At 55.2% G+C, this 22376-nt stretch carries 19 protein-coding genes; 11 read left to right on the top strand and 8 right to left on the bottom strand.

Annotated elements, in window-relative coordinates:
• The first annotated feature begins 55 nt into the window (after window positions 1–55).
• On the top strand, window positions 56–2050 hold the full coding sequence (gene tkt, locus ACUTQW_RS09950; protein WP_020439715.1) for a transketolase: 1995 nt from the start codon (window positions 56–58) through the stop codon (window positions 2048–2050).
• Window positions 2051–2224: 174 nt separating this feature from the next.
• On the opposite strand, the gene ACUTQW_RS09945 is transcribed toward tkt, so the two are convergent.
• The gene (locus ACUTQW_RS09945) at window positions 2225–3118 is read right to left on the bottom strand and encodes a LysR family transcriptional regulator (RefSeq protein WP_006327798.1); all 894 of its coding nucleotides are present in this window, start codon (window positions 3116–3118) and stop codon (window positions 2225–2227) included.
• 108 nt (window positions 3119–3226) lie between these two features.
• Here ACUTQW_RS09945 and ACUTQW_RS09940 point away from each other — a divergent pair, with 108 nt between their 5' ends.
• The 8 genes from ACUTQW_RS09940 (at window position 3227) to fbaA (ending at window position 13536) form a co-directional block, all read left to right on the top strand.
• Window positions 3227–4726, top strand: a complete 1500-nt coding sequence (locus tag ACUTQW_RS09940) for an SLC13 family permease (RefSeq protein ID WP_006327797.1) — start codon at window positions 3227–3229, stop codon at window positions 4724–4726.
• Between the two features lie 24 nt (window positions 4727–4750).
• A complete protein-coding gene (locus ACUTQW_RS09935; RefSeq protein WP_020439714.1) occupies window positions 4751–5356 on the top strand; it encodes a histidine phosphatase family protein in 606 nt (201 codons plus the stop codon).
• Between the two features lie 336 nt (window positions 5357–5692).
• Entirely contained in the window at window positions 5693–6781 is a 1089-nt protein-coding gene (locus tag ACUTQW_RS09930; RefSeq protein WP_006327792.1) for an ABC transporter substrate-binding protein, read from the top strand.
• 78 nt (window positions 6782–6859) lie between these two features.
• On the top strand, window positions 6860–8629 hold the full coding sequence (locus ACUTQW_RS09925; RefSeq protein WP_020439713.1) for an ABC transporter permease: 1770 nt from the start codon (window positions 6860–6862) through the stop codon (window positions 8627–8629).
• A complete protein-coding gene (locus ACUTQW_RS09920; protein WP_006327785.1) occupies window positions 8622–9692 on the top strand; it encodes an ABC transporter ATP-binding protein in 1071 nt (356 codons plus the stop codon). Before ACUTQW_RS09925 ends, ACUTQW_RS09920 begins: the two co-directional genes overlap by 8 nt.
• 398 nt (window positions 9693–10090) lie before the next feature.
• Window positions 10091–11107 carry an erythrose-4-phosphate dehydrogenase gene (gene epd / locus ACUTQW_RS09915; protein ID WP_004952579.1) on the top strand — a complete coding sequence of 339 codons (1017 nt, stop codon included), beginning with the start codon at window positions 10091–10093 and terminating at the stop codon, window positions 11105–11107.
• Window positions 11108–11179: 72 nt separating this feature from the next.
• Window positions 11180–12340 carry a phosphoglycerate kinase gene (gene pgk, locus ACUTQW_RS09910; RefSeq protein ID WP_006327784.1) on the top strand — a complete coding sequence of 387 codons (1161 nt, stop codon included), beginning with the start codon at window positions 11180–11182 and terminating at the stop codon, window positions 12338–12340.
• Between the two features lie 116 nt (window positions 12341–12456).
• Window positions 12457–13536: a class II fructose-bisphosphate aldolase gene (gene fbaA / locus ACUTQW_RS09905; protein WP_004952575.1), complete on the top strand. Its 1080-nt coding sequence runs from the start codon at window positions 12457–12459 to the stop codon at window positions 13534–13536.
• A gap of 53 nt (window positions 13537–13589) precedes the next feature.
• Here fbaA and ACUTQW_RS09900 read toward each other — a convergent pair whose 3' ends face one another.
• Window positions 13590–14258, bottom strand: coding sequence for a DUF1345 domain-containing protein (locus ACUTQW_RS09900; protein WP_006327781.1), 669 nt, complete (start codon window positions 14256–14258; stop codon window positions 13590–13592).
• Between the two features lie 216 nt (window positions 14259–14474).
• Between ACUTQW_RS09900 and mscS the strand changes: the two genes are divergently transcribed.
• Entirely contained in the window at window positions 14475–15341 is an 867-nt protein-coding gene (gene mscS / locus ACUTQW_RS09895; RefSeq protein ID WP_006327780.1) for a small-conductance mechanosensitive channel MscS, read from the top strand.
• Window positions 15342–15613: 272 nt separating this feature from the next.
• Window positions 15614–16153, top strand: coding sequence for a DUF2058 domain-containing protein (locus ACUTQW_RS09890; protein WP_004952566.1), 540 nt, complete (start codon window positions 15614–15616; stop codon window positions 16151–16153).
• Between the two features lie 253 nt (window positions 16154–16406).
• Here the strand turns inward: ACUTQW_RS09890 and ACUTQW_RS09885 are convergent, their stop codons facing one another.
• The 6 genes from ACUTQW_RS09885 to ACUTQW_RS09860 form a co-directional block, all read right to left on the bottom strand.
• The gene (locus tag ACUTQW_RS09885; protein ID WP_006327779.1) at window positions 16407–17105 is read right to left on the bottom strand and encodes an RluA family pseudouridine synthase; all 699 of its coding nucleotides are present in this window, start codon (window positions 17103–17105) and stop codon (window positions 16407–16409) included.
• A 201-nt stretch (window positions 17106–17306) separates the two neighbouring features.
• A complete protein-coding gene (gene araD, locus ACUTQW_RS09880) occupies window positions 17307–18008 on the bottom strand; it encodes an L-ribulose-5-phosphate 4-epimerase (protein ID WP_004952559.1) in 702 nt (233 codons plus the stop codon).
• A complete protein-coding gene (locus ACUTQW_RS09875) occupies window positions 18002–18862 on the bottom strand; it encodes an L-ribulose-5-phosphate 3-epimerase (RefSeq protein WP_006327778.1) in 861 nt (286 codons plus the stop codon). The genes araD and ACUTQW_RS09875 overlap by 7 nt, the downstream gene beginning before the upstream one ends.
• Window position 18863: 1 nt before the next feature.
• A complete protein-coding gene (gene ulaD / locus ACUTQW_RS09870; RefSeq protein WP_006327776.1) occupies window positions 18864–19520 on the bottom strand; it encodes a 3-keto-L-gulonate-6-phosphate decarboxylase UlaD in 657 nt (218 codons plus the stop codon).
• On the bottom strand, window positions 19517–21007 hold the full coding sequence (locus ACUTQW_RS09865; RefSeq protein WP_006327775.1) for an FGGY-family carbohydrate kinase: 1491 nt from the start codon (window positions 21005–21007) through the stop codon (window positions 19517–19519). Before ACUTQW_RS09865 ends, ulaD begins: the two co-directional genes overlap by 4 nt.
• The gene (locus ACUTQW_RS09860) at window positions 21007–22302 is read right to left on the bottom strand and encodes an MFS transporter (RefSeq protein ID WP_004952545.1); all 1296 of its coding nucleotides are present in this window, start codon (window positions 22300–22302) and stop codon (window positions 21007–21009) included. Before ACUTQW_RS09860 ends, ACUTQW_RS09865 begins: the two co-directional genes overlap by 1 nt.
• Window positions 22303–22376: the final 74 nt, after the last annotated feature.

Below are 22376 nucleotides of genomic sequence, written 5' to 3'. Positions count from 1 at the left end.
GAGTCTGAGAAAATAGAAAACTTGACTGATTTTTTAATCCGACCTGGAGTAAAACATGTCCTCTCGTAAAGAGCTTGCCAACGCCATCCGCGCACTCAGCATGGACGCCGTACAAAAAGCAAATTCCGGCCATCCGGGCGCACCTATGGGCATGGCGGACATCGCCGAAGTCCTGTGGCGCGACTACATGAACCACAACCCGACCAACCCGCACTGGGCTGACCGCGACCGCTTCGTGCTGTCCAATGGCCACGGCTCCATGTTGATTTACAGCCTGCTGCACCTCACCGGCTACGACCTGCCGATGAGCGAGCTGGAAAACTTCCGCCAGCTGCATTCCAAAACCCCGGGCCACCCGGAGTACGGCTACACCCCGGGCGTCGAAACCACCACCGGCCCGCTGGGCCAGGGCATCGCCAACGCCGTCGGTTTCGCCATTGCCGAACGCACCCTGGGCGCGCAGTTCAACCGCCCGGGCCATGACATCGTCGACCACCACACCTACGCCTTTATGGGTGACGGCTGCATGATGGAAGGCATCTCCCACGAAGTCTGTTCGCTGGCCGGTACCCTCAAGCTCGGCAAACTGACCGCGTTCTACGATGACAACGGCATCTCCATCGACGGTCACGTGGAAGGCTGGTTCACCGACGACACCGCCGAGCGCTTCGAAGCCTACGGCTGGCACGTGGTGCGCCACGTCGACGGCCACAACCCGGACGCCATCAAGGCGGCGATTGAAGAAGCCCGCAAGGTCACCGACAAGCCGTCCCTGCTGATGTGCAAAACCGTGATTGGTTTCGGTTCCCCGAACAAGGCCGGTACCCACGACGTGCACGGCGCTGCGCTGGGCGCCGCCGAAGTGGCCGCCACCCGCGAAGCCCTGGGCTGGAAATACGCCGCCTTCGAAATCCCGCAGGACATCTATGCCCAGTGGGACGCCAAGGAAGCCGGCCAGGCCAAAGAGTCTGCCTGGAACGACAAGTTCGCCGCCTACGCCACAGCCTTCCCGGAACTGGCTGCCGAGTTCAAACGCCGCGTGAACGGCGAACTGCCGGCCAACTGGAAAGCCGACGCGCAGAAATTCGTCGAACAGCTGCAGGCCAACCCGGCCAACATCGCCAGCCGCAAGGCGTCGCAAAACGCGCTGGAAGCCTTCGGCAAGGTGCTGCCGGAATTCCTCGGCGGCTCGGCCGACCTGGCGCCAAGCAACCTGACGATGTGGTCGGGCTCCAAACCGCTCAATGAAGACCTGGCGGGCAACTACATCCACTACGGCGTGCGCGAGTTCGGCATGACCGCCATCACCAACGGCATCGCGCTGCACGGCGGTTTCCTGCCGTACTCCGCGACCTTCCTGATGTTCGTGGAATATGCCCGTAACGCGGTGCGCATGGCGGCGCTGATGAAAATCCGCAATGTGTTCGTTTACACCCACGACTCCATCGGTCTGGGCGAAGACGGCCCGACGCACCAGCCGGTCGAGCAAATCGCCAGCCTGCGCGTGACCCCGAACATGAGCACCTGGCGCCCGTGTGACCAGGTGGAATCGGCGGTTGCCTGGCAGTACGGCATCGAGCGCAACGACGGCCCGACCACGCTGATTTTCTCGCGCCAGAACCTGACGCAGCAGCCACGCACCGCCGAACAACTGGCGAATGTGTACCGCGGCGGCTACGTGCTGAAAGACTGCGCGGGCACGCCGGAAGTGATTTTGATTGCGACCGGTTCGGAAGTGGGCATCACGGTGGAAGCGGCAGACAAGCTGAGTGCAGCGGGCACGAAAGTGCGCGTGGTGTCGATGCCGTCGACCGACGCTTTCGACAAGCAGGATGCGGCCTACCGTGAATCGGTGCTGCCGTCTTCGGTAACGGCGCGCGTGGCGGTGGAAGCGGGTATCGCGGATTACTGGTACAAGTATGTGGGCCTGAACGGCGCCATCGTGGGCATGACCACCTTTGGCGAGTCGGCTCCGGCAGACCAGCTGTTCAAAGAGTTCGGTTTCACCGTGGACAACGTGGTGGCCAAGGCGCAGGCGCTGCTGAAGTAAGAGGCATCGCGCAAGCCCACTGAAGGGCCTGAAATTACCGTAATGGCGTTCACTTAATCTTCTAGTGATAGAGTGAATAACGGAAATTCAGATAATATAAAAAGCACCGAATGTTCAATCTTTCGGTGCTTTTTTTGTTTTTGTGCCGTTCGGGATTACCGGTTTTTTGCATGCTTACATGTTTGACTGTTTGGTTAATACAGACAAGAAGTTTCTGGTGGCTGGAGAAATGTATTTATCTTTGTGGTGGACATAACGAATTCCTCTTGAGAAAGTCATGTCGTCTAACCCTATCTCACATAAAACTCCAGCACGAATTTCGTGTAAAACTGCAAGTTTAGAGACAATCGAGATGCCAAGCCCATGAATTACACCTTGCTTAATTCCTTCCAGGCTACTTATTTCCATAACATTACGCAGTGTTTTATGCTCCTCTTCAAGTCGACTTAATATAAAGTCTCGTGTTGCGGAGTGTTCTGGTTTTATTAAAAAAGTTTCCGACTCGATATCTGAAAACTGACAATGGCCAATTTTTGCCAATCGATGCGAAGGTGAACAAATAACAACCAGTGGGTCTGTCAAAAATGTATCCAGTTTATATTTTTCTGCATCAATATAAATATGATCAGACATAATTAAAAATTCAAGTTCTTGAGATTCTAATTTCTGAATAAGTTGGCTGGATGTAGATATATCCATGCTCAGATTTACTGTTGGTGCTTCTTTTTTATATATCGCCATTATTTTTGGAAGCAAATAAACACCGGCAAAATTACTTGCGCCGAACTTTATTGTGCCATGTAATGGGTTATCAAACTGTTTAACATGCTCCCTTGATGCTTTTATCAGATTCATAATCTGGATGGCATACTGTTTGAATATCGTTCCTTGAGGCGTGAGGAATAAGCGATTATTGACTCTCTCAAAAAGAACCGTTTTCAAATCCTCCTCAAGCTTGCGAATTTTTATGCTGATGCTGGGTTGCGTGCAAAACAAACGCTGAGCCGTTTCTGTCACGCTTAGACATTCAGATAATACCAAAAAAGCTTCTATTTGATTTAAATTCATACCAGTCCATAAAATTAATTTATGATATCTATATTATAATATAATTTTCAATATGCCTCAACAACCCTATACTGAGCGCCTCTACCCTACGATAAAGAGGATTCGGTTATGGAAAAGACTGACAGGCAGGTAAACGATATACTTGTTAAACCAGCACCATCTTCAACACGAAAGCCCGAAAAAAAACTGACATTAAAAAACATTGGGATCCCTGCTTCGCTATTTATCCTACTGGTTATAATAAATATCCAGACGCCTCAAGGACTCAGTTTGGAGGGGCAAAAGGCGATTGCCATATTTTGTGCGGCCTTGACATTATGGGTATGTGGGTCTTTGCCTATTTATCTGACATCAATGATTGTCATCGTTTTGCTTCCCTTAACAGGCACGGTGGCAAAAGAGAAAATCGTCTTCGCTACACTCGGCTATGATGTTATTTGGTTGATGGTTTCTGCATTTGTGCTCACCTCTGCGATGATCAAATCAAATATTGCCCGTCGTTTTGCTTTATGGATGATTACAAGGTTTGGCCAAACCCCCAAAAAAGCACTCTTTGTACTTATCATTATCAACTTCTGCTTGGTCTTCTTTGTCCCTTCAACAACGGCTCGTGCTACGTTGATGGTGCCAATTTGTATGATCTTATTGGAAATTTACAAAGCCACACCAGGAAAAAGCAATTTTGGCAAAGTGATGATGCTTCAAGGAGTACAGGCCGATGCCATTGCTACTTCCGGCGTTATGACGGGGACTGCTGCAAATATCATTGCGGTTGGCTTTATTAACTCTCAGGCAGGTGGTTCGATCGGCTATATGGATTGGCTTATTGCCTCTTTCCCCATTGCGATTGTTGGAATGACTCTTTCATTTTTAATTGGATTAAAACTCTATTCATTTAAAGGGGAGGTTGATTTTTCTGGAGCACTAGAGAAACTTAAAGCAGAAAGAGCAGAACTGGGTCAATTAACAAAAAATGAAAGAAAAGCCATGTACATTTTTGTGATGGCAGTCGTCCTTTGGGCGACAGAAAGCTATCATCAGGGAATGTTTGGTTTTCAAATAAGTGTTTATATGACGGCAGTGATTGCAGCCATTCTCTGCTTGATGCCAAGAATAGGTTTGTTAAATTGGTCTGAAGCTAATATTAAATGGGATTTAATGATATTCGCTGCAGGCGCTTATGCTGCAGGGAATACGCTGGAGTCTACTGGGGGAGCAGAGTGGTTAATCGGGAAGTTGGTCTATGGGCTTGGCATTGAAAACATGAGTTCATATCTTGTCTATATTGTTGTCGTGTTTATGTGCATGTACAGCCATTTAATCTTCACCAGTAAGACAGTCAGAACTACGATATTAATACCTTCTATCATTGCATTGGCAAAAACACTGGGAATGGATCCGGTAACGCTTGCCCTCGCAGCATCATTTACGCTCACATATACTATTACTCTGCCGCCTCATTCGAAAGTAAATACAATTTATTTTTCTGCCGGTTTCTTCAGTGTACTCGATCAAATGAAGTACGGGTTAATAACCTGTTTTATTTGCGCATCATTGATCTCACTGGCTATTTTTACCTGGTTCCGGATTCTTGGATACGGGCTGTGATGGGTTTTACAAAGGAATAATATTATGCGACTTATTTTGCTCAGGCACGGAGAGACATTGTGGAACATGGATTCACGCCTTCAGGGACACGCGAACTCATGCCTATCCACGAATGGGGTTAAACAGACTGAATCCATAAAAGAATTCGTTCGTTTACTGGCCCCTCGGCGTGTCGTCTCATCTGACTTGGGAAGAACGCTGCAAACTGCAGAAATCGTGGGTTATCCGGATGCTATTCCCGACAGTAAATTAAGAGAAATCAATATGGGGGAGTGGACGGGGTTACGAAAACCTGAATTGATTAAGTCTGCATCAGAGAAATATAGAAATTGGCGCTCTGGAGATTACACCCCCCCAAGAGGAGAAAGCTGGGCCGACTTTTGCCTGCGTATAGGTTCGGCACTGAGTTTCTGGGTGAACGAAGAAGATAGCGATATTTTGGCAGTTGTTCATAGTGGCGTTATTCGCGCAGCATGTAAGGTTTTTTTGAATCTGGCACCAGAACAGTTGTTACCGGCAACGCCAGGAACAATTACGATTTTTAATTTTGAGCATGGCGTTAATAAAGTGCCAAAGCTAGAAGCCTATAATATCGGTTCATTTATTCCTGATATGGATGTAGCGGACTAATATTCCAGGGTTGTTATTACTAATAAAAAATAGGTAGTGAACTGGCGTTGATAAGGCGAAGGATATCCTTTGGTTGCGCTGACAATTATCTTTTCTTTCTCGATAACTTCAGTCGTAAATTGAGTTCTTACGCCAATTTATATAAAAATTGGCCGACAACTTTTAAATGTTTTCACCCTTTGGATGCCCGGCATCGTACTGTGTTCGGGCTTTTTATTGCCCAAAAAAATGCCTAACTTCACAAAACGCGAAGATAAAAAATCAACGGCGTTGCTTAAGAACGAGGATTAACTATATGTTAATTTTTAGTTTCTTAAATGTAACCAGGAGTTGATCATGTTGACAAGAATCAGTGCGTCTGTGGTTGCGATCGCGGTACTGGGGGCAGCGCCTGCCTATGCCGACTTCCCGGCAGGCTATCCGGCTGACTATCAGAAGATAGTCGATGGCGCGAAGAAAGAAGGCAAGGTTGTGGTGTATTCCACCACCGACACCAAAGCTGCCGGCCCGCTGATTCAGGGGTTCGAAGCTCTGTATCCGGGCGTGAAAGTCGAATACAACGACATGAACAGCACCGAATTATACAACCGCTACATCAGCGAACAGGCGGCGGGCGGCACCAGCGGCGACGTGGTTTGGAGCTCGTCGATGGACACCGCGCTGAAACTGGCGACCGACTACGCGCAGGAGTACGCCTCGCCGGAACAGGGCCAATTGCCGAAATGGGCGGTCTGGAAAGAGAAGGCCTACGGCACCACCTATGAGCCGGTGGTCTTCATCTATAACAAACGGCTGATCCCGCAGGGTGACGTACCGGACTCGCACGCCGCACTGGCAAAACTGATCGCCAGCCAGACCGACAAGTTCAAAAAGAAAGTCACCACCTATGACATCGAAAAGTCAGGGCTGGGTTTCATGTTGTCAGTACAGGACTCCAAGGCCGATCCGCACTATTTCGCTACCCTGGCTGACGTAGCCAAAGGCGGCCTGGCGGTGCAGTCCTCCACCGGCACCATGATGGAAAGGGTGTCATCCGGTGAGAACCTGATCGGTTTCAACATTCTGGGTTCTTATGCCGAGGCGCGCGCCAAAACCGACCCTTCGCTCGGTATTTCTTATCCGAAGGATTACACGCTGGTGCTGTCGCGCGTGTCCTTTATCAGCAAAGAGGCGACCAACGCTAACGCAGCGAAACTGTGGCTTAACTACGTGCTGTCGGAAAAAGGCCAAAGCATACTTGCCAATCAGGCGGACATTCCTTCCATCCGCAATGACATAGAAGGCAAGAACGACATTGAAGGCATGACCAAAATGCTCGGCAACGCGCTGAAACCTATCCCGGTAGATGAGAGTCTGTTGGAGTATCTGCAGCCGGCCAAACGCCTGGATTATATCAAGCAGTGGCGTACCGCCGCGGCAAAATAATAACCGGATCCGGACGCGCGTCTGCCACGTCGGCGCGCGCCCTTTGGTCGTCGTCGTTTACAACCATTGGGATATTTTATGGAAGCATGGCGTAGAAAGTGGCAAAGCCTGCCACGCGGCTTGGTGGTGTTGATAACTGCATTGGTTATCTATGTGCCGCTGTCGTTTATCGTGATTCAAAGTTTCCTCTCTGCCCCCTTTTTCTCTCCATCCAAGGTGTTCAGCCTTGAGGCGTTTCAGTTTATTTTTACCGACCCCGACTTTTACAAGGCGCTGAAAAGCGGCTTTATTCTGGCTTTCGGGCTGGTGGTGATCGCCATTCCGTTGGGGGGAATTCTGGCCTTTTTGATGGTCAGAACCGATTTGCCCGGCCGCCGCTTCATTGAGCCGCTGATCCTGGTGCCGATCTTTGTCTCCCCGATGGTGCTGGGGTTTGGCTACGTGGTGGCCGCCGGGCCGGTGGGTTTTTTCTCGCTGTGGGCGGAGGCGCTGCTGGGCTTCGTGCCGTGGAATATCTACTCGATGTCCAGCATCGTGGTCATCGCCGGGCTGACGCATGTGCCCCACGCCTATCTGTACATTTCTTCGGCGCTGCGCAGCGTAGGCTCCGACGTGGAAGAAGCGGCGCGCACGGCGGGGGCCTCGCCCTTGCAGGTGATGACCGCCGTCAGCTTGCCGATGGTGCGGCCGTCCATTCTCTATGCCGGCGTGCTGCTGTTCTTCCTGGGGCTGGAAGTGTTCGGCCTGATGCTGGTGCTGGGTGACCCGGAAGGCAACCTGGTGCTGGCGACCTACCTGTATCAACTGACCAATAAGCTGGGTACGCCGTCTTACCATTTGATGGCGGCGGTGGCGGTGGTGCTGATCTGCATCACCATTCCGTTGGTGATGTTGCAGCGCCGTCTGATGCGTACCGCCAACCGTTTCGTTACCGTCAAAGGCAAGGCTTCGCAGGCCCGCGCGTTGCCGCTGGGTAAATGGCGCTGGGTCGCCGGTGCCGTGGTGGTGTTCTGGCTGACGGTCACCATCGGCGTACCGCTGGTGGGGGTGGTATTGCGTGCCTTTATCTCCAACTGGGGCGTGGGCGTTTCCATCTGGGACGAACTGTCGCTCAATACTTTCCGCACCATCTGGCAGCAACCCAACTTGCTGCGGGCGATTGTCAACTCAATGGCGATTGGGGTGTTCGGTGGCGCGCTGGCGGTGGCTTGCTACCTGTTTATCGGCATCGCCATGCACCGCAAGCCCGACGGCGCGACCCGTTTCCTCGACTACAGCGTGCTGGTGCCGCGAGCGGTGCCGGGCCTGCTGGCCGGTCTGGCTTTCCTGTGGGTATTCCTGTTCCTGCCGATGTGGCTGGATAAATCACTGAAAGAGGGCTGGCTGTCGGCGCTGCCGGTGGCCGAGTGGTTGCGGGAGAACCTGATCGTCTGGTTGCGTTCCTTGCGCAGCACCATCTTCAGCGTTTGGCTGGCCTATACCGTGGTATGGATGGCCTACGGTCTGCGGCTGATTTCCTCCACGTTGTTGCAGGTTGGCCCCGAACTGGAAGAAGCGGCGCGCAGCGCCGGGGCGACCCGTGGCCAGATCACCCGACACGTCACCATTCCGCTGTCGCGTTACGGCCTGATTGGTTCGTGGCTGTTGATGTTCCTGATTTTTGAACGCGAGTATTCCACCGGGGTGTATCTGCTTTCTCCGGGCACGGAAACCATAGGATCGATGCTGGTTTCGCTGTGGGCGGCGGGTGCCATTGATATCGTTGCGGCGCTCTCCTTTATCAACATCCTGTTGGTGGTGTTGGGTCTGGGTATCGCCCTGCGCTTTGGAGTGAAATTACATGATTGAACTTTCGGTAGAAAATCTGCATTTGACCTACGGCGACAACCCGGTGCTGAAAGGCGTTTCGATGCAGTTGAAACGGGGTGAAGTGGTTTCGCTGCTGGGCCCGTCGGGCAGTGGGAAAACCACCTTGCTGCGTGCGGTCGCCGGGCTGGAAAAGCCGACGCAGGGTCGCATTATCATCGGCAGCAATACCGTATACGATGGCGCTTCGCGCAGTGAGATCCCGGCCGAAGAGCGCAACCTTGGGCTGGTGTTCCAGTCTTACGCGTTATGGCCGCATAAAACCGTGTTTGAGAACGTTGCCTATCCGTTGAAATTACGCAAAGTCGCCTCGGTGGAAATTAGCCAGCGGGTGCAGGGCGTGCTCGATCAGCTTGGGCTGGGGGCGTTGGGCAAGCGCCATCCGCACCAACTTTCCGGCGGCCAGCAACAGCGCGTGGCGATTGGCCGGGCGCTGGTGTACAACCCGCCAGTGATCCTGCTGGATGAGCCCTTGTCTAACCTGGATGCCAAGTTGCGTGAAGAGGCGAGGGTGTTTCTGCGCGAGTTGATTATCAAGCTTGGCCTGTCGGCGTTGATGGTGACCCACGATCAGAATGAGGCGATGGCGATTTCCGACCGTATTTTGCTGCTCAACAACGGGAAAATCGAACAGCAAGGTACACCGCAGGAAATGTACGGTTCACCTTCGACCCTGTTTACCGCCGAGTTTATGGGCAGCAATAATCGCCTGTACGGCAAGGTCACGGAGGTGAGTGACGGTAAAGCGCGTATCGAAGGCAAAGACTGGGCGCTGTGGGGCATGGCAGGCGCGGGGGTAAAAGCCGGCGCAGAGGGGACGGCGGTGATCCGTGTCGAACGCGTGCATCTGGGGGACGATCCGCAGGGCAATCAACTTGAGCTGCCTCTGCTGACCAGCATGTATCTTGGCGATCGTTGGGAATATCTGTTCCGCACGGTGGCCGAGGATTTTGTGGTGCGTGCCTATGGCAGCGAGGTTCGCGAGCAGGCGCTGTGCAGGTTATCGTTACCGGCAGAGCACCTGTGGGTTTTCCCCAAAGAATAATATCGGCATGGCCGCACCCTGCAATGGGGGGCGGCATGCTGGCTAAAAGTTGAGCGTTTCATTGTCGGGCTTTGGTGCCGTCTTAAGTCAAAAGTGTGCGCTAGATCATCTTATTCTCGCAAAACCCTCTCGCGTTGCCCACCGGCTTGCTGCACCTGTTCCTTTTGGCAAAACTTTGGTTTATGCTCGGCTGAAGCGTTTCAGTTGTAGCAGTATCTCGCAGAAATGCCCGAGTGACGCCGGTGAAGATCCACCGGCAGAAAGGAATAATGTTACGCGGCGATTCACAGCAGGCGGTGCGATACACTACTCTATGCAGGTTAGTCAGATAACCAGCCAGTGCCCTCTCGATGCCGGTGAACGCGCCCGGCGGAAGAAGGCCCTTTTTCAGGAGCAGCATGACCATCCGCATAGCGATAAACGGCTTTGGCCGCATCGGCCGCAGCGTTTTACGCGCACTGTATGAATCGGGACGTAGAGCGGAAATTTCCGTGGTGGCGATCAACGAACTGGCGAACGCCGAGGGGATGGCCCACCTGTTGAAATACGACTCCAGCCATGGGCGCTTTGCCTGGGACGTACGCCAGGAATGCGACATGCTGACCGTCGGGGACGACACTATCCGTTTGCTGCATCAGCCGGCGGTAGAGCTGCTTCCCTGGAGCGAGCTGGGCGTCGACGTGGTGCTGGATTGCAGCGGCGTGTTCGGCAGCCGGGCAGATGGCGAGGCCCATCTGGCGGCAGGCGCGAAGAAGGTTCTGTTCGCCCACCCGGGCGGCAACGATCTGGACGCGACCATCGTGTTTGGCGTCAATCATCAGACGCTGCTGGCGGAACACCGTATCGTGTCCAATGCGTCATGCACCACCAACTGCATTATTCCGGTGATCAAGCTGCTGGACGATGCCTTTAGCATCGAATCGGGCACCGTGACCACCATTCACTCGTCGATGAACGATCAACCGGTGATAGACGCCTATCATCAGGATTTGCGGCGCACCCGCGCGGCGAGCCAGTCGATTATTCCGGTCGACACCAAGCTGGCCGCCGGCATTACCCGCATTTTTCCGCAGTTTTGCGATCGTTTCGAAGCGATTTCCGTGCGCGTGCCGACCATCAACGTGACGGCCATCGATCTCAGCGTCAGCGTCAGTTCGGCGGTAAAAGTGACAGAGGTCAACCAGCTGTTGCAAAAGGCCGCACAGGGATCTTTTCGTGGTATAGTCGATTACACGGAACTGCCATTGGTCTCGATTGATTTTAACCACGACCCGCATAGCGCTATCGTCGACGGTACGCAGACCCGGGTCAGCGGGCAGCACCTGATCAAGACCTTGGTCTGGTGCGATAATGAATGGGGCTTTGCCAATCGGATGTTGGATACAACACGGGCAATGGCCGCCAGCGGTTTCTAGTACGGCGGCATCGGCAGTTTGCCGGTGCGTCGCTCAGGCAACTTTATAGAGATTTAACCAAGAGGGTTCACCATGTCTGTAATTAACATGTCCGATCTGGATCTGGCAGGTAAACGCGTTCTGATCCGCTCCGATCTGAACGTTCCAGTGAAAGACGGTAAAGTGACTTCCGATGCACGTATCCGTGCTTCCCTGCCGACGATTGAAGCTGCGCTGAAACAAGGTGCTCGCGTGATGGTAACGTCCCACCTGGGCCGTCCTGTCGAAGGCGAATACAACGAAGAATTCTCCCTGCTGCCGGTTGTAAACTACCTGAAAGAACACCTGAAAAACCCGGTACGTCTGGCTAAAGACTACCTGGAAGGCGTTGACGTTGCAGAAGGTGAGTTGGTCGTGCTGGAAAACGTCCGTTTCAACAAGGGCGAGAAGAAAGACGACGAAACCCTGTCCAAGAAGTACGCGGCGCTGTGCGACGTATACGTGATGGACGCTTTCGGCACCGCGCACCGCGCGCAGGCTTCGACTCACGGCGTGGGCAAGTTTGCTCCTGTTGCCTGTGCAGGCCCGCTGCTGTCTGCCGAGCTGGAAGCTCTGGGCAAAGCGCTGGGTAACCCGGCTCGCCCAATGGTCGCTATCGTTGGCGGCTCTAAAGTGTCTACCAAATTCGACGTTCTGCAATCACTGGTGAAAATCGCGGATACCGTGATTGTCGGCGGCGGCATTGCAAATACCTTCGTTGCTATCGAAAACAACGTGGGCAAATCACTGTACGAGCCAGACTTCGTTGCTGCGGCAAAAGATCTGCGCGATCAGTACGGCATTCCAGTTCCAACCGATTCACGCGTGGGCACAGAGTTCTCTGAAACCGCCGCGGCAACGGTGAAAAGCGTTTCAGACATCGCTGATAACGAAGAGATTATGGACTTCGGCGACGAAACGGCTTTTGCAATGGCAGCGCTGTTGAAAAACGCCAAAACCATTCTGTGGAATGGCCCGGTTGGCGTCTTCGAGTTCCCTAACTTCCGTCGGGGCACCGAAATTGTCGCGAACGCTATCGCAGACAGCGAAGCCTTCTCTATCGCAGGCGGTGGCGACACTCTGGCTGCAATCGACATGTTCGGTATTGCTGACAAGATTTCCTACATCTCAACCGGCGGCGGCGCCTTCCTGGAGTTCGTGGAAGGTAAATCATTGCCGGCGGTAGTGATGCTGGAAGAGCGTGCTAAGCAGTAATTCAAACAACGGGAGGCGAAAGCCGCCCGTTTGTTTTATACCGCGCGGCCAAGGCGGCGCGGCATGAAAAAATCGATTTACATCCATCTACGGCCGACGAAACAGGACAAAGTAACATGTCTAAAATTTTTGATTTCGTAAAACCGGGTGTCATCACTGGTGATGACGTTCAGAAAGTATTCGCAGTAGCTAAAGAGAACAACTTTGCGCTGCCAGCAGTGAACTGCGTGGGTACCGACTCCATCAACGCCGTGCTGGAAACAGCCGCGAAGGTACGTGCTCCGGTTATCGTTCAGTTCTCCAACGGCGGTGCCGCGTTTATCGCCGGCAAAGGCGTGAAGACTGACGTTCCGCAGGGCGCAGCGATTCTGGGCGCGATTTCTGGTGCACATCATGTTCACCAGTTGGCTGAGCATTACGGCGTGCCGGTTATTCTGCACACCGACCACTGTGCGAAGAAACTGCTGCCATGGCTGGACGGCCTGCTGGACGCCGGCGAGAAGCACTTCGCCGCTACCGGCAAACCACTGTTCTCTTCTCACATGATCGACCTGTCCGAAGAGTCTCTGGAAGAAAACATCGAGATTTGCAGCAAGTACCTGACTCGCATGGCGAAGCTGGGTATGACTCTGGAAATCGAACTGGGCTGCACCGGCGGTGAAGAAGATGGCGTGGACAACAGCCATATGGACGCATCTGCTCTGTACACCCAACCGGAAGACGTGGCTTACGCGTACGAAAAACTGAACGCCATCAGCCCACGCTTCACCATCGCGGCGTCCTTCGGTAACGTGCACGGCGTGTACAAGCCAGGCAACGTTAAACTGACCCCGACCATCCTGCGCGATTCTCAGGACTACGTGTCCAAGAAATTCAACCTGCCGCACAACAGCCTGAACTTCGTGTTCCACGGCGGCTCCGGTTCTACCGACGCAGAGATCAAAGAGTCCGTAGGCTACGGCGTGATCAAAATGAACATCGATACCGACACCCAATGGGCAACCTGGGACGGTATCCTGCAGTACTACAAAGCGAACGAAGCTTACCTGCAGGGCCAGTTGGGCAACCCGAAAGGCGCTGACCAGCCGAACAAGAAATACTACGATCCGCGCGTATGGCTGCGTGCAGCCCAGACTTCGATGATTACTCGTCTGGAACAGGCTTTCAAAGACCTGAACGCAGTAGACGTTCTGTAATCTCGATTAGCTGTTTTGCCATAAAGGCTCCCCTCGGGGAGCCTTTTTCGTTTTTAGCTCAACAGGCCGGCGCCGACGTTAATCGACAGCCCCAGGATCACCATATTGAACACGAAAGAGATGACCGATTGCAGCAGGGTGATTTTGCGCACTTCCGCCGCACCGACCGCCACGTCGGCGGTTTGCGACGCCACCGCGATGGTGAATGAGAAGTAGGCGAAGTCCAGATAGGTCGGTTCGGTAAGATTGCCGGGAAACACCAGCGGCAGCGGGTCCTGCTGCGCGCCCTTACGGTAAAACTGGTGGGCGTAATGCATGGTGAAGGCGGTCGGCAGCAGCAGCCAGGACACCACCAGCGTGGCGCCGGTCAGCGTCAGATGCAGCGTTTTCAGCGAGTCACTGACCTGTTTGGCCGTGCCCAATTCAAACATGATAGACAGAATGCTCACCAGGCAACCGATGCTGACCAGCGCCAACACCATACTGGCGCTCTCATCCTGCAAGCGGGCGATCTGGCGGATGTGCTGTGGCGTGCTCACCAGCATCAGGCGCCAGAGAAACAGCAGGTAGAGCCAGGCCAGCACGTTCCAGCCGATCATCAGGCGTTGCAGTTCAGAAAGCTGAGCCGGCAGCAGCAGGTAACACAGAATACCGGCCCCCACCGAAAGCAGCAGCCTCGGCCGAACCTGCCAGTAGTGTTTAATCGACGAAGGAATGTACATAACGGATGGGGTTCCTGATTAACTTAATGGGGATAGCGCTTTGTTTAGCATAGAGGATATGGCTGCAAACACGCCGTTGTTTCGGTTATTTTTAGCGCTTACGGTTGGATGCTGGACGAATGTTGGTTAACCTAAGACGGTGGTTTCCAACTGGCGATTGGTGTCAGTATATTTTTGCGAGTTTATCCCATTAGGGACAAAGTTAGGACGACACGAATGAAAGATTTGAATGTAGTGGATGGCATCAACGGCGCCGGTAACTGGCTGGTGAAGAACCAGGATCTGCTGATCCAGTACGCGGTTAACATCGTCGCCGCCATCGTTATCCTGATTATCGGTTCGATTATTGCCCGAGTGATCGGCAACGCATTAAACCGCGTGATGAAACTGCGCGGCATTGACGCCACGGTAGCGGATTTCCTGTCTGCGATCGTGCGTTATGGCGTGTTGGCGTTTACCTTTATTGCGGTGCTGGGGCGCATTGGCGTGCAGACCACTTCGGTGATCGCCGTACTGGGTGCCGCCGGTTTGGCCGTGGGTCTGGCGCTGCAGGGCTCGCTGTCCAACTTTGCCGCCGGCGTGCTGCTGGTGATCTTCCGTCCGCTGCGCGTGGGCGAGTATGTTGATCTGGGCGGCGTGGCCGGCACTGTCGATCAGGTGCAAATCTTTTCCACCACTCTGCGTACCGCAGACAACAAAACCATCGTGGTGCCGAACGGCAAAATCATTGCCGGCAACATCATCAACTACTCTCGCGAGCCGAATCGCCGTGTGGATATCGTGGTGGGCGTGGCCTATAACGCCGACATCGACGTGGTGAAAAAGGTGCTGGGCGATGTGATAGCGGCCGACAAACGCGTTATGCATGCCAAGGGCGTGACCGTGCGTCTGAACGAAATGGCACCCTCTTCGCTGAACTTCGTGACCCGTTCCTGGACCACCAATGCGGAGTACTGGAACGTGTACTTCGATCTGATGGAAAACTTCAAACGCGCGCTGGATGCCAACAACATCGGCATTCCGTTCCCGCAGATGGACGTTCATCTCTATCGCACTGAACAAGCCGCCGCTAAAGCGGAATAAGCGAGAAGGGGCTCAGGCCCCTTTTTTTATTGCTGGCCGAGGCTATCTCCCTGAGAGGCAGCCTCGGCTTTTCGTTTTGTCAGTTTGGCAACGCTAATCCAGACGCGGGTAGCCGGCGGTACAAGCTGAGCCGGTAGAGCGGGAAGCGGGCGGCTGAGCCCACCGATACCGACACCGGGCGCTGAGCATCGGCAGGTCACGCCAGCCTCTGGTACAGCCTCGAAAATTACAGGTATAATCCCACAAATTATTCAACGGGTTTAGAAACGAAAATGACAAAACTCACCTTGCAAGAGCAGATGCTGAAAGCTGGACTAGTGACCAGCAAAAAAATGGCCAAAGTCCAAAAAACCGCAAAAAAATCACGGGTGCAGGCTCGTGAGGCAAGAGAGGCGGTGGAAGAAAATAAAAAAGCGCAACTTGAGCGTGATAAACAGCTAAGCGAACAACAAAAACAAGCGGCTTTATCTAAAGAGTATAAAGCTCAGGTGAAGCAGCTCATTGAAATGAACAGAATCGACCTTGCAAAAGGCGATATTGGTTTTAACTTCACAGATAATAATGTAATTAAAAAAGTCGTTGTGGATAAGCTTACCCAAGCTCAGCTGATTAGCGGTCGCCTCGCCATTGCTCGTTTGGTTATTGATAACCGCGAAGAGAGTGAATACGTGATTATCCCTGCGAGCGTAGCAGATAAAATTGCGCAGCGAGATGCGAACAGCATTGTATTAAATAGTGCGCTTAGTCAGGAAGAGCAAGATGAAGAAGATCCGTATGCCGATTTTAAAGTGCCCGATGATTTGATGTGGTAATTAACGTTTTGCACCGGCTTATGCATGAAAAGTCCTTCAGGGCTTTTCATTAGGATTTATCTTCAGCCAGTTTATGGCTAAACGCAGGGTTATTCTGGCGAGTTGCCAACACCTTTGCTGCCCACCCGACTGGATGATGTCTTTTTGGCTTCCCCGTTTTTATCGCCTCTAGGCTAAAGTCATCTGATTAAGCCTTGCCATAAACACTTTGGCACTACGCCGGGGCATTGTTCATCGTGATGAGATGCCGCTTTCAGAACGGGCTGGCATGACGGGCTTTGATCTGTTCTTTGCCAATGGGATGAACAAAATGCAGTTCACTGGCATGCAGCATCAGCCGCGGGATCCGTTCGGTACCCGGCAGCAGGCGACCGCCATACAGATCACAGCCCAAAATAGGGTGGCCCAACAGCTGACAGTGGATGCGGAGTTGATGAGTGCGCCCGGTTTCCGGGGTTAGCTGCACCCGCGTCACGGGCAGTAACGTCCCGCCTTCCAACTCACGATAAAAGCGCTCAACGACCCGATAGCCGGAGCGAGCGGGCTTGCCGTGGGTTGCGCAAATCGACATCAGCGGGAACAGCGCCGGGTCTTTGGCAATCGCGGCGTCTATCACCCCTTCGTCGTTGTCCAGATGCCCGCAGAGCAGTGCGCTGTACACTTTGGTCACTGTTCGCTGGCTGAACTGTTGGCAGAGGGCGGCATTGACAGCCTTATTGCGGGCAATCACCATCAGCCCGGAAGTACCGAAATCCAGGCGGTGGACCAGGGTGCAACCGGGGAATATCTGTACCAGCCGATGATGCACCGAATCCAGATTTTGCGGATTTTTCCCCGAGAGGCTGAGCAGCCCGGCGGGTTTATTGATCAGTACCAGACTCTCGTCCTGATAGAGATTTTCGATCTTGTCATGGCACGGCGGGGCAATAAAGGTATCGATAATCTTGGACATCAGGCTACCCGGACGAAGAGTGGGAGCGGATGATAACGAATTTTAAACCGACTGGCGAATCCGGCTATTCGTCTGACGGAGCGGCGGGTGGCAAGCTGTCACGCAGATTATGTCGCGATATCAATGGTTGTTTTCACCAGACGCCTCTCGGCGTCTGGCCACTACGCTGGCGGTTTGCCTGCAAGGGTGGGCTAACCCGACTTATTGCCCATAATAGGCGTTCTTGCCGTGCTTGCGCAGATAGTGTTTATCCAGCAACTCTTGCTGCATGCTGCCGATACCCGGCGTCAGCTGGCGTGAAAAAATCCCCATATAGGCAATTTCTTCCAGCACCACCGCATTGTGCACCGCGTTGTGCGGATCCTTGCCCCAGGCGAACGGGCCATGCGCATTCACCAGCACCGCCGGAATGGCGTTGGGGCTGATGCCGCGCCGGCGGAAGGTGTCGATAATCACCTTGCCGGTCTCCAGCTCATAGTCATGTTCAATCTCCTGCTCGGTCATCAGCCGGGTGCAGGGGATGGCGCCGTAGAAGTAGTCGGCGTGGGTGGTGCCCCAGGCGGGAATGTCCAGCCCGGCCTGCGCCCAGATGGTGGCGTGGCGCGAATGGGTGTGTACGATACCGCCGATATCGGCGAATTCACGGTACAGCGCCAGGTGGGTAGCGGTATCTGAAGACGGCTTCTTGCTTCCCTCGACGGTGCGGCCGCTAGCGAGATCCACCACCACCATATCCTCGGCTGCCATATGCTCGTATTCCACGCCGGAAGGCTTGATCACCACCAGCCCGCGTTCGCGGTCCACCGCGCTGACATTGCCCCAGGTGAAGGTCACCAGATTGTGGCGGGGCAGGTCGAGGTTGGCTTCCAGCACCTGTTGTTTAAGCTGCGGCAGAGTTAGCATGTCATTCCCCCTTGTTGCATTTTCTGTTCGATCCAGCGGCGTGCCTGAACAATCTCGGCCACCGGCTCCTCGGCTTTTTCGGTCCACATTTCGATCAGGAAAGCGCCGCGGTAATTAAGCTGTTTCAGCGTGCGGAACACGGCGACAAAATCCACGCAACCTTCGCCAAAGGGCACGTCGCGGAACTGCCCCGGTGAACTTTCGGTGACCGGATAGGTGTCCTTCAGGTGGATGGCGGCAATGCGGTCAATACCCAGCGCCAGCTCCTGCGCCACATCGTTGCCCCAGGCACTGAGGTTGCCGACGTCCGGATACACCGTGAACCACGGCGATGCCAGACAAGCGTCCCAGGCCTTCCATTTGCTGATGGAGTTCATAAAGGCAGTGTCCATGATTTCCACCGCCAGCATCACCTGGGCGGCGGCGGCACGCTCGACCGCCCATTGCATGCCCTCGGTAAAGCGCGCCAGCGTGCTGTCGTCCTGCTGTTCGTAATAGACGTCATACCCGGCGAGCTGAATGGTGCGGATACCGACGTCTTTCGCCAACTGAATGGCCTGTTCCATTACCTCGAAGGCGCGCTGGCGCAGCGCATTATCATGGCTGCCGAACGGGAAACGGCGATGGCCCGACAGGCACATTGACGGGATACTGATGCCGGTTTCCAGCATGGCGCTGACCAGCGACAGCCGCTGCTCCTTGCTCCAACTCAGACGTGCCAGCCGCTCGTCGCTTTCATCCACCGACATCTCGACAAAATCGAAACCGCAGGCTTTGGCCAGCGCCAGCCGCTCGGGCCAGGTCAGGTGTTTCGGCAACGCTTTTTCATAAATTCCCAACGGGTGCTGGCGCATATCAACCTCTCCAGATGTCATCAATGGCGGAACGGAACTGACCGGCGGCGGCCAGCGGATCGGCAGCCTCCGCCAGCGCCCGACCGACGATAAAGGCGGTCACGGCGATATCTTTGAACAGCGGTAAATCGGCCGGGGTGATACCGCCGGTGACCGACAGCTCGATGCCCAGATCCGACAGCGCTTTCATCAGATCCAGATCTTGCCGCCCCCAGGTTTGCCCGCTGGCCTGCGCGTCGCGGCCACGGTGGTAGATCGCCTGGCGGATGCCGAGCTCGCGCCACTGTCTGGCGTCGTCCAGCGTCCAGCGGCCGAATAGCTCAATCTGAATGTCCCCCTGATGCTGATGCGCCACTTCCAGTGCGCCGGCCATGGTGGCCAGCGGTGCGGCGCAGATCACCGTCATCCAGTCGGCACCGTGGCCGAAGGCCTGTTGCGCCAGGGTGCCACCGGCATCGGCCACTTTCAGGTCAGCCACCAACGTATGCTGCGGGCAGCGCTCACGCAGTGCGCTCACCGCCTGGATACCGGCGCTGATGCATAAAATGGTGCCGGCCTCGATGATGTCGACGTGCGATTGCAGGCGTTCTGCCGTCTGCAGGGCGGCCTCCAGCCGGGTATGGTCGAGCGCCAGTTGCAGGCGCGGTTTATTGCTCATGGAACCTCCTGGTGGCCGGATTGCAGCCCTTGCAACGCCGCAATCAGCGCCTGATAACCTTGGTGTTTTCGAACATAGGCCTCACCGGCTGCGGTGTCCGGCAGCACCCGTTCGATGCGCGGTGCCAGCGCCAACTGGGCGGCGGCGAAATCACGGAATGCGCCGCTGCCGACCATGGCCGCCATCGCGGCACCCAGACAGCCGGTTTCCTCAACCTGCGGCAGCTCCACCGGCAGGCCGCTGACGTCGGCGAACATCTGCATCCAGGGCGCCGATTTGGCGGGGCCGCCGGTGACGCGCAACGCTTTAGCCGCCGGGAAGCGTTGCCGCATGCGGTTAAGGTGGGTCATATGACAGAACACCACGCCTTCGTAGATCGCCTGCACCAGATGTTCGCGCTGGTGGAAGGCCTGTAGGCCGTGGAAGCTGGCGCTCAGCCCCAGACCGGCGTTGGAGCCGTACAGGAAGGGGGCGAACAGCAGGCTGCTGGCGGCCTTGGGCAGCGCGGCGACCCAGTCATTGAGTTGGGCGTAGTCGCTCAGCCCCCATTGGCGGCAGAACCACTCCAGGTTGGCGGCTGAGGTGGGGCTGGCTTCGTGCACGATGTATTTCCCCGTCTCGGCGTGGCGGCCATAGACAAAGGGATGGTCGAAACCTTCGGTGATGCTGTCGGTGATGCCGCTGGTGACCGACCAGGTGCCCATCACCGCATTAAGCCGCGTCTCATCCTGCAACCCGGCGCACAGCGCGGTAGAAACCACGTCAAACAGGCCGCCAACCACCGGCGTTCCCGGCAATAACCCGGTAGCCTCGGCTGCAGCGGCGTTAACCCGCCCGGCGATCTCGGCGGAGCCAACGATCGGCGGCATGGCGGGCATGATGTCGCCGATACCTAACAGTTGCGCCAACGCCGGGTCATAGCGCCCGCCGCTTATCTGATACAGGTTGGATTCGGAGATATTGGTTTCTTCGCAGGCCAGCTCGCCGGTCAGGCAGTAACGCAGGTAATCGTGCGCCATCAGCACGCTGCCAATCCGGCGGTAGCGTTCCGGCTGGTGCAGCCTGACCCAGCGCAGTAGCGAGACCGGGTGGCCGGTCCACAACGTTTGCCGCGTCTGTGGGTACAATGCCTGCGGCACGCCCTGTTTCTGCCACTCTTGCACCTGCGCCAATGCGCGCTGGTCGGAAGACAGCATGGCGTTACCCAACGGTTGGCCTTGCTCGTCTAACAAAAACGCGCCTTTACCCTGCGCCGAGATGCCGATGGCCTGAATATCAGCGGCGGCAATGTCGTTGCGGGCCAGCAATTCGCGGATCACCTCGGCGGCGGTATGCCACAGCGCGGGCATGTCACGTTCCGCCCAGCCGGGTTGCGGCGCGACAATGTCCAGCGTACGGCGGGCTATGCCCAGTTCTGCGCCATTCCGGTCATACAGGCCGGCTTTGATAAAGGTGCCGCCGCAGTCCAGCCCCAGCCAATAGTCCATTATTCGGCCCCCGCTTTTTGGTCGCATCGATTCGGCAGCATCAACGCCAGCACCGAGGCGATGGCCAGCGACACTGCGAGGCTGTAAACGCCGACGTCTTTGCTGAACAAGGTGATCAACACGCCGACCATATAGGGGCCGCAGAAACCGCCGAGGTTGCCCAGAGCATTGATCACGCCGCGCGCGCCGCCGGCCACTTCGGCGTTAAACAGCTTGGGCGGAATGGTCCAGAACACCCCGGCGGCGGCTTGGATAAAGACGCCGCAGCCCACCAGCGCCGCGTACGACCACCAGATGTGATCCTTCAGCAGCACCGACAGCGCCATGCAGATGGCAAAGCAGGCCAGCGGCAGTGCGACGAAAACTTTGCGCTTGCCGGTGCGATCGGAGAGGGTGGAAATGATCAGCATGCCGAAGATGGCGCCGATATAGGGCAGGATAGCCAGCATCCCGACCTGCTCCATATTGCCGTTGGTGAGCCCCTTGAGAATGGTCGGCAGCCACAGGGTGTAGCCGTAAATCCCGGTCTGGTAGAAGAAGTTCACCAGAATCAACTGCCACATGATTTTGTCGCCCAGCACCCTACGCAGCGAGGCGTTGCGCACCGTTTTGCCTTTGATCAGCAACTGTTCGTCGTGCAGCGTTTTGATCAGATAGTCTTTTTCCGCCTGCGAAATCCATTTGGCCTCTTGTGGACGGTTGCTGATGGTGAAATACCACAGCGCCATCACGACCAGCGACAGCGCGCCCTCGACCAGGAACAGCATGCGCCAGTCCCAGGCGGTGATGATCCAGCCGGACAGCGGTGCGGTAAGGATGCCGGCGATCGGGACGAACATGATGACGATGGCGTTGGCGCGGCCGCGTTCCTTGTCCGGGAACCAGTTGCTGATCATGGTCAGCACCACCGGCAGCATGCCGCCTTCGGAAACGCCGAGGGCGAAGCGCAGGAACAGCAATTGATACTGGTTAGTGACCAGCCCGGTCAGCACGGAAATCACCGCCCAGGCCAACAACGACCAACCGATGAATTTCTTGCCGTTGCCGTACACCGCCAGCTTGCCGCCGGGTACCTGCAAGAACAGATAACCGATAAAGAAAATACCGCCGGCCAACCCGGCCATCGAGGCGGTGATGCCCAGTTCATCGTCCATGCCGCCGGGCATGGCGAAGGCGATGTTCACCCGGTCCATATAGGAAATAATGCAGGTAATAAGAATAGGCGGCACTATTCTCAACCAGCGTAATTTAGGGATCGCCTGGCTTTGGGTGACAGAAACAGAGGCTGTATTCATATATACACCTGTAGAGTCATTTAGTGGTGTTAAGGCGTAGGGGCGCCTACACAGGCCCGCAGGCCCGTGTCGTT

It is taken from the genome of Serratia sp. TSA_7, assembly GCF_052692135.1.
This window is presented reverse-complemented; position numbering and strand designations above follow the sequence as displayed.

What these genes read in the sequence shown, in the direction of transcription:
- ACUTQW_RS09865 (WP_006327775.1), bottom strand. Translation starts at nt 21,007, where the DNA reads ATGGACTATTGGCTGGGGCTGGACTGCGGCGGCACCTTTATCAAAGCC.
- ACUTQW_RS09925 (WP_020439713.1), top strand. Translation starts at nt 6,860, where the DNA reads ATGGAAGCATGGCGTAGAAAGTGGCAAAGCCTGCCACGCGGCTTGGTG.
- ACUTQW_RS09940 (WP_006327797.1), top strand. Translation starts at nt 3,227, where the DNA reads ATGGAAAAGACTGACAGGCAGGTAAACGATATACTTGTTAAACCAGCA.
- ACUTQW_RS09890 (WP_004952566.1), top strand. Translation starts at nt 15,614, where the DNA reads ATGACAAAACTCACCTTGCAAGAGCAGATGCTGAAAGCTGGACTAGTG.
- ACUTQW_RS09945 (WP_006327798.1), bottom strand. Translation starts at nt 3,118, where the DNA reads ATGAATTTAAATCAAATAGAAGCTTTTTTGGTATTATCTGAATGTCTA.
- ACUTQW_RS09885 (WP_006327779.1), bottom strand. Translation starts at nt 17,105, where the DNA reads ATGTCCAAGATTATCGATACCTTTATTGCCCCGCCGTGCCATGACAAG.
- tkt (WP_020439715.1), top strand. Translation starts at nt 56, where the DNA reads ATGTCCTCTCGTAAAGAGCTTGCCAACGCCATCCGCGCACTCAGCATG.
- fbaA (WP_004952575.1), top strand. Translation starts at nt 12,457, where the DNA reads ATGTCTAAAATTTTTGATTTCGTAAAACCGGGTGTCATCACTGGTGAT.
- epd (WP_004952579.1), top strand. Translation starts at nt 10,091, where the DNA reads ATGACCATCCGCATAGCGATAAACGGCTTTGGCCGCATCGGCCGCAGC.
- ACUTQW_RS09935 (WP_020439714.1), top strand. Translation starts at nt 4,751, where the DNA reads ATGCGACTTATTTTGCTCAGGCACGGAGAGACATTGTGGAACATGGAT.
- ACUTQW_RS09930 (WP_006327792.1), top strand. Translation starts at nt 5,693, where the DNA reads ATGTTGACAAGAATCAGTGCGTCTGTGGTTGCGATCGCGGTACTGGGG.
- ulaD (WP_006327776.1), bottom strand. Translation starts at nt 19,520, where the DNA reads ATGAGCAATAAACCGCGCCTGCAACTGGCGCTCGACCATACCCGGCTG.
- araD (WP_004952559.1), bottom strand. Translation starts at nt 18,008, where the DNA reads ATGCTAACTCTGCCGCAGCTTAAACAACAGGTGCTGGAAGCCAACCTC.
- ACUTQW_RS09900 (WP_006327781.1), bottom strand. Translation starts at nt 14,258, where the DNA reads ATGTACATTCCTTCGTCGATTAAACACTACTGGCAGGTTCGGCCGAGG.
- ACUTQW_RS09875 (WP_006327778.1), bottom strand. Translation starts at nt 18,862, where the DNA reads ATGCGCCAGCACCCGTTGGGAATTTATGAAAAAGCGTTGCCGAAACAC.
- mscS (WP_006327780.1), top strand. Translation starts at nt 14,475, where the DNA reads ATGAAAGATTTGAATGTAGTGGATGGCATCAACGGCGCCGGTAACTGG.
- ACUTQW_RS09920 (WP_006327785.1), top strand. Translation starts at nt 8,622, where the DNA reads ATGATTGAACTTTCGGTAGAAAATCTGCATTTGACCTACGGCGACAAC.
- ACUTQW_RS09860 (WP_004952545.1), bottom strand. Translation starts at nt 22,302, where the DNA reads ATGAATACAGCCTCTGTTTCTGTCACCCAAAGCCAGGCGATCCCTAAA.
- pgk (WP_006327784.1), top strand. Translation starts at nt 11,180, where the DNA reads ATGTCTGTAATTAACATGTCCGATCTGGATCTGGCAGGTAAACGCGTT.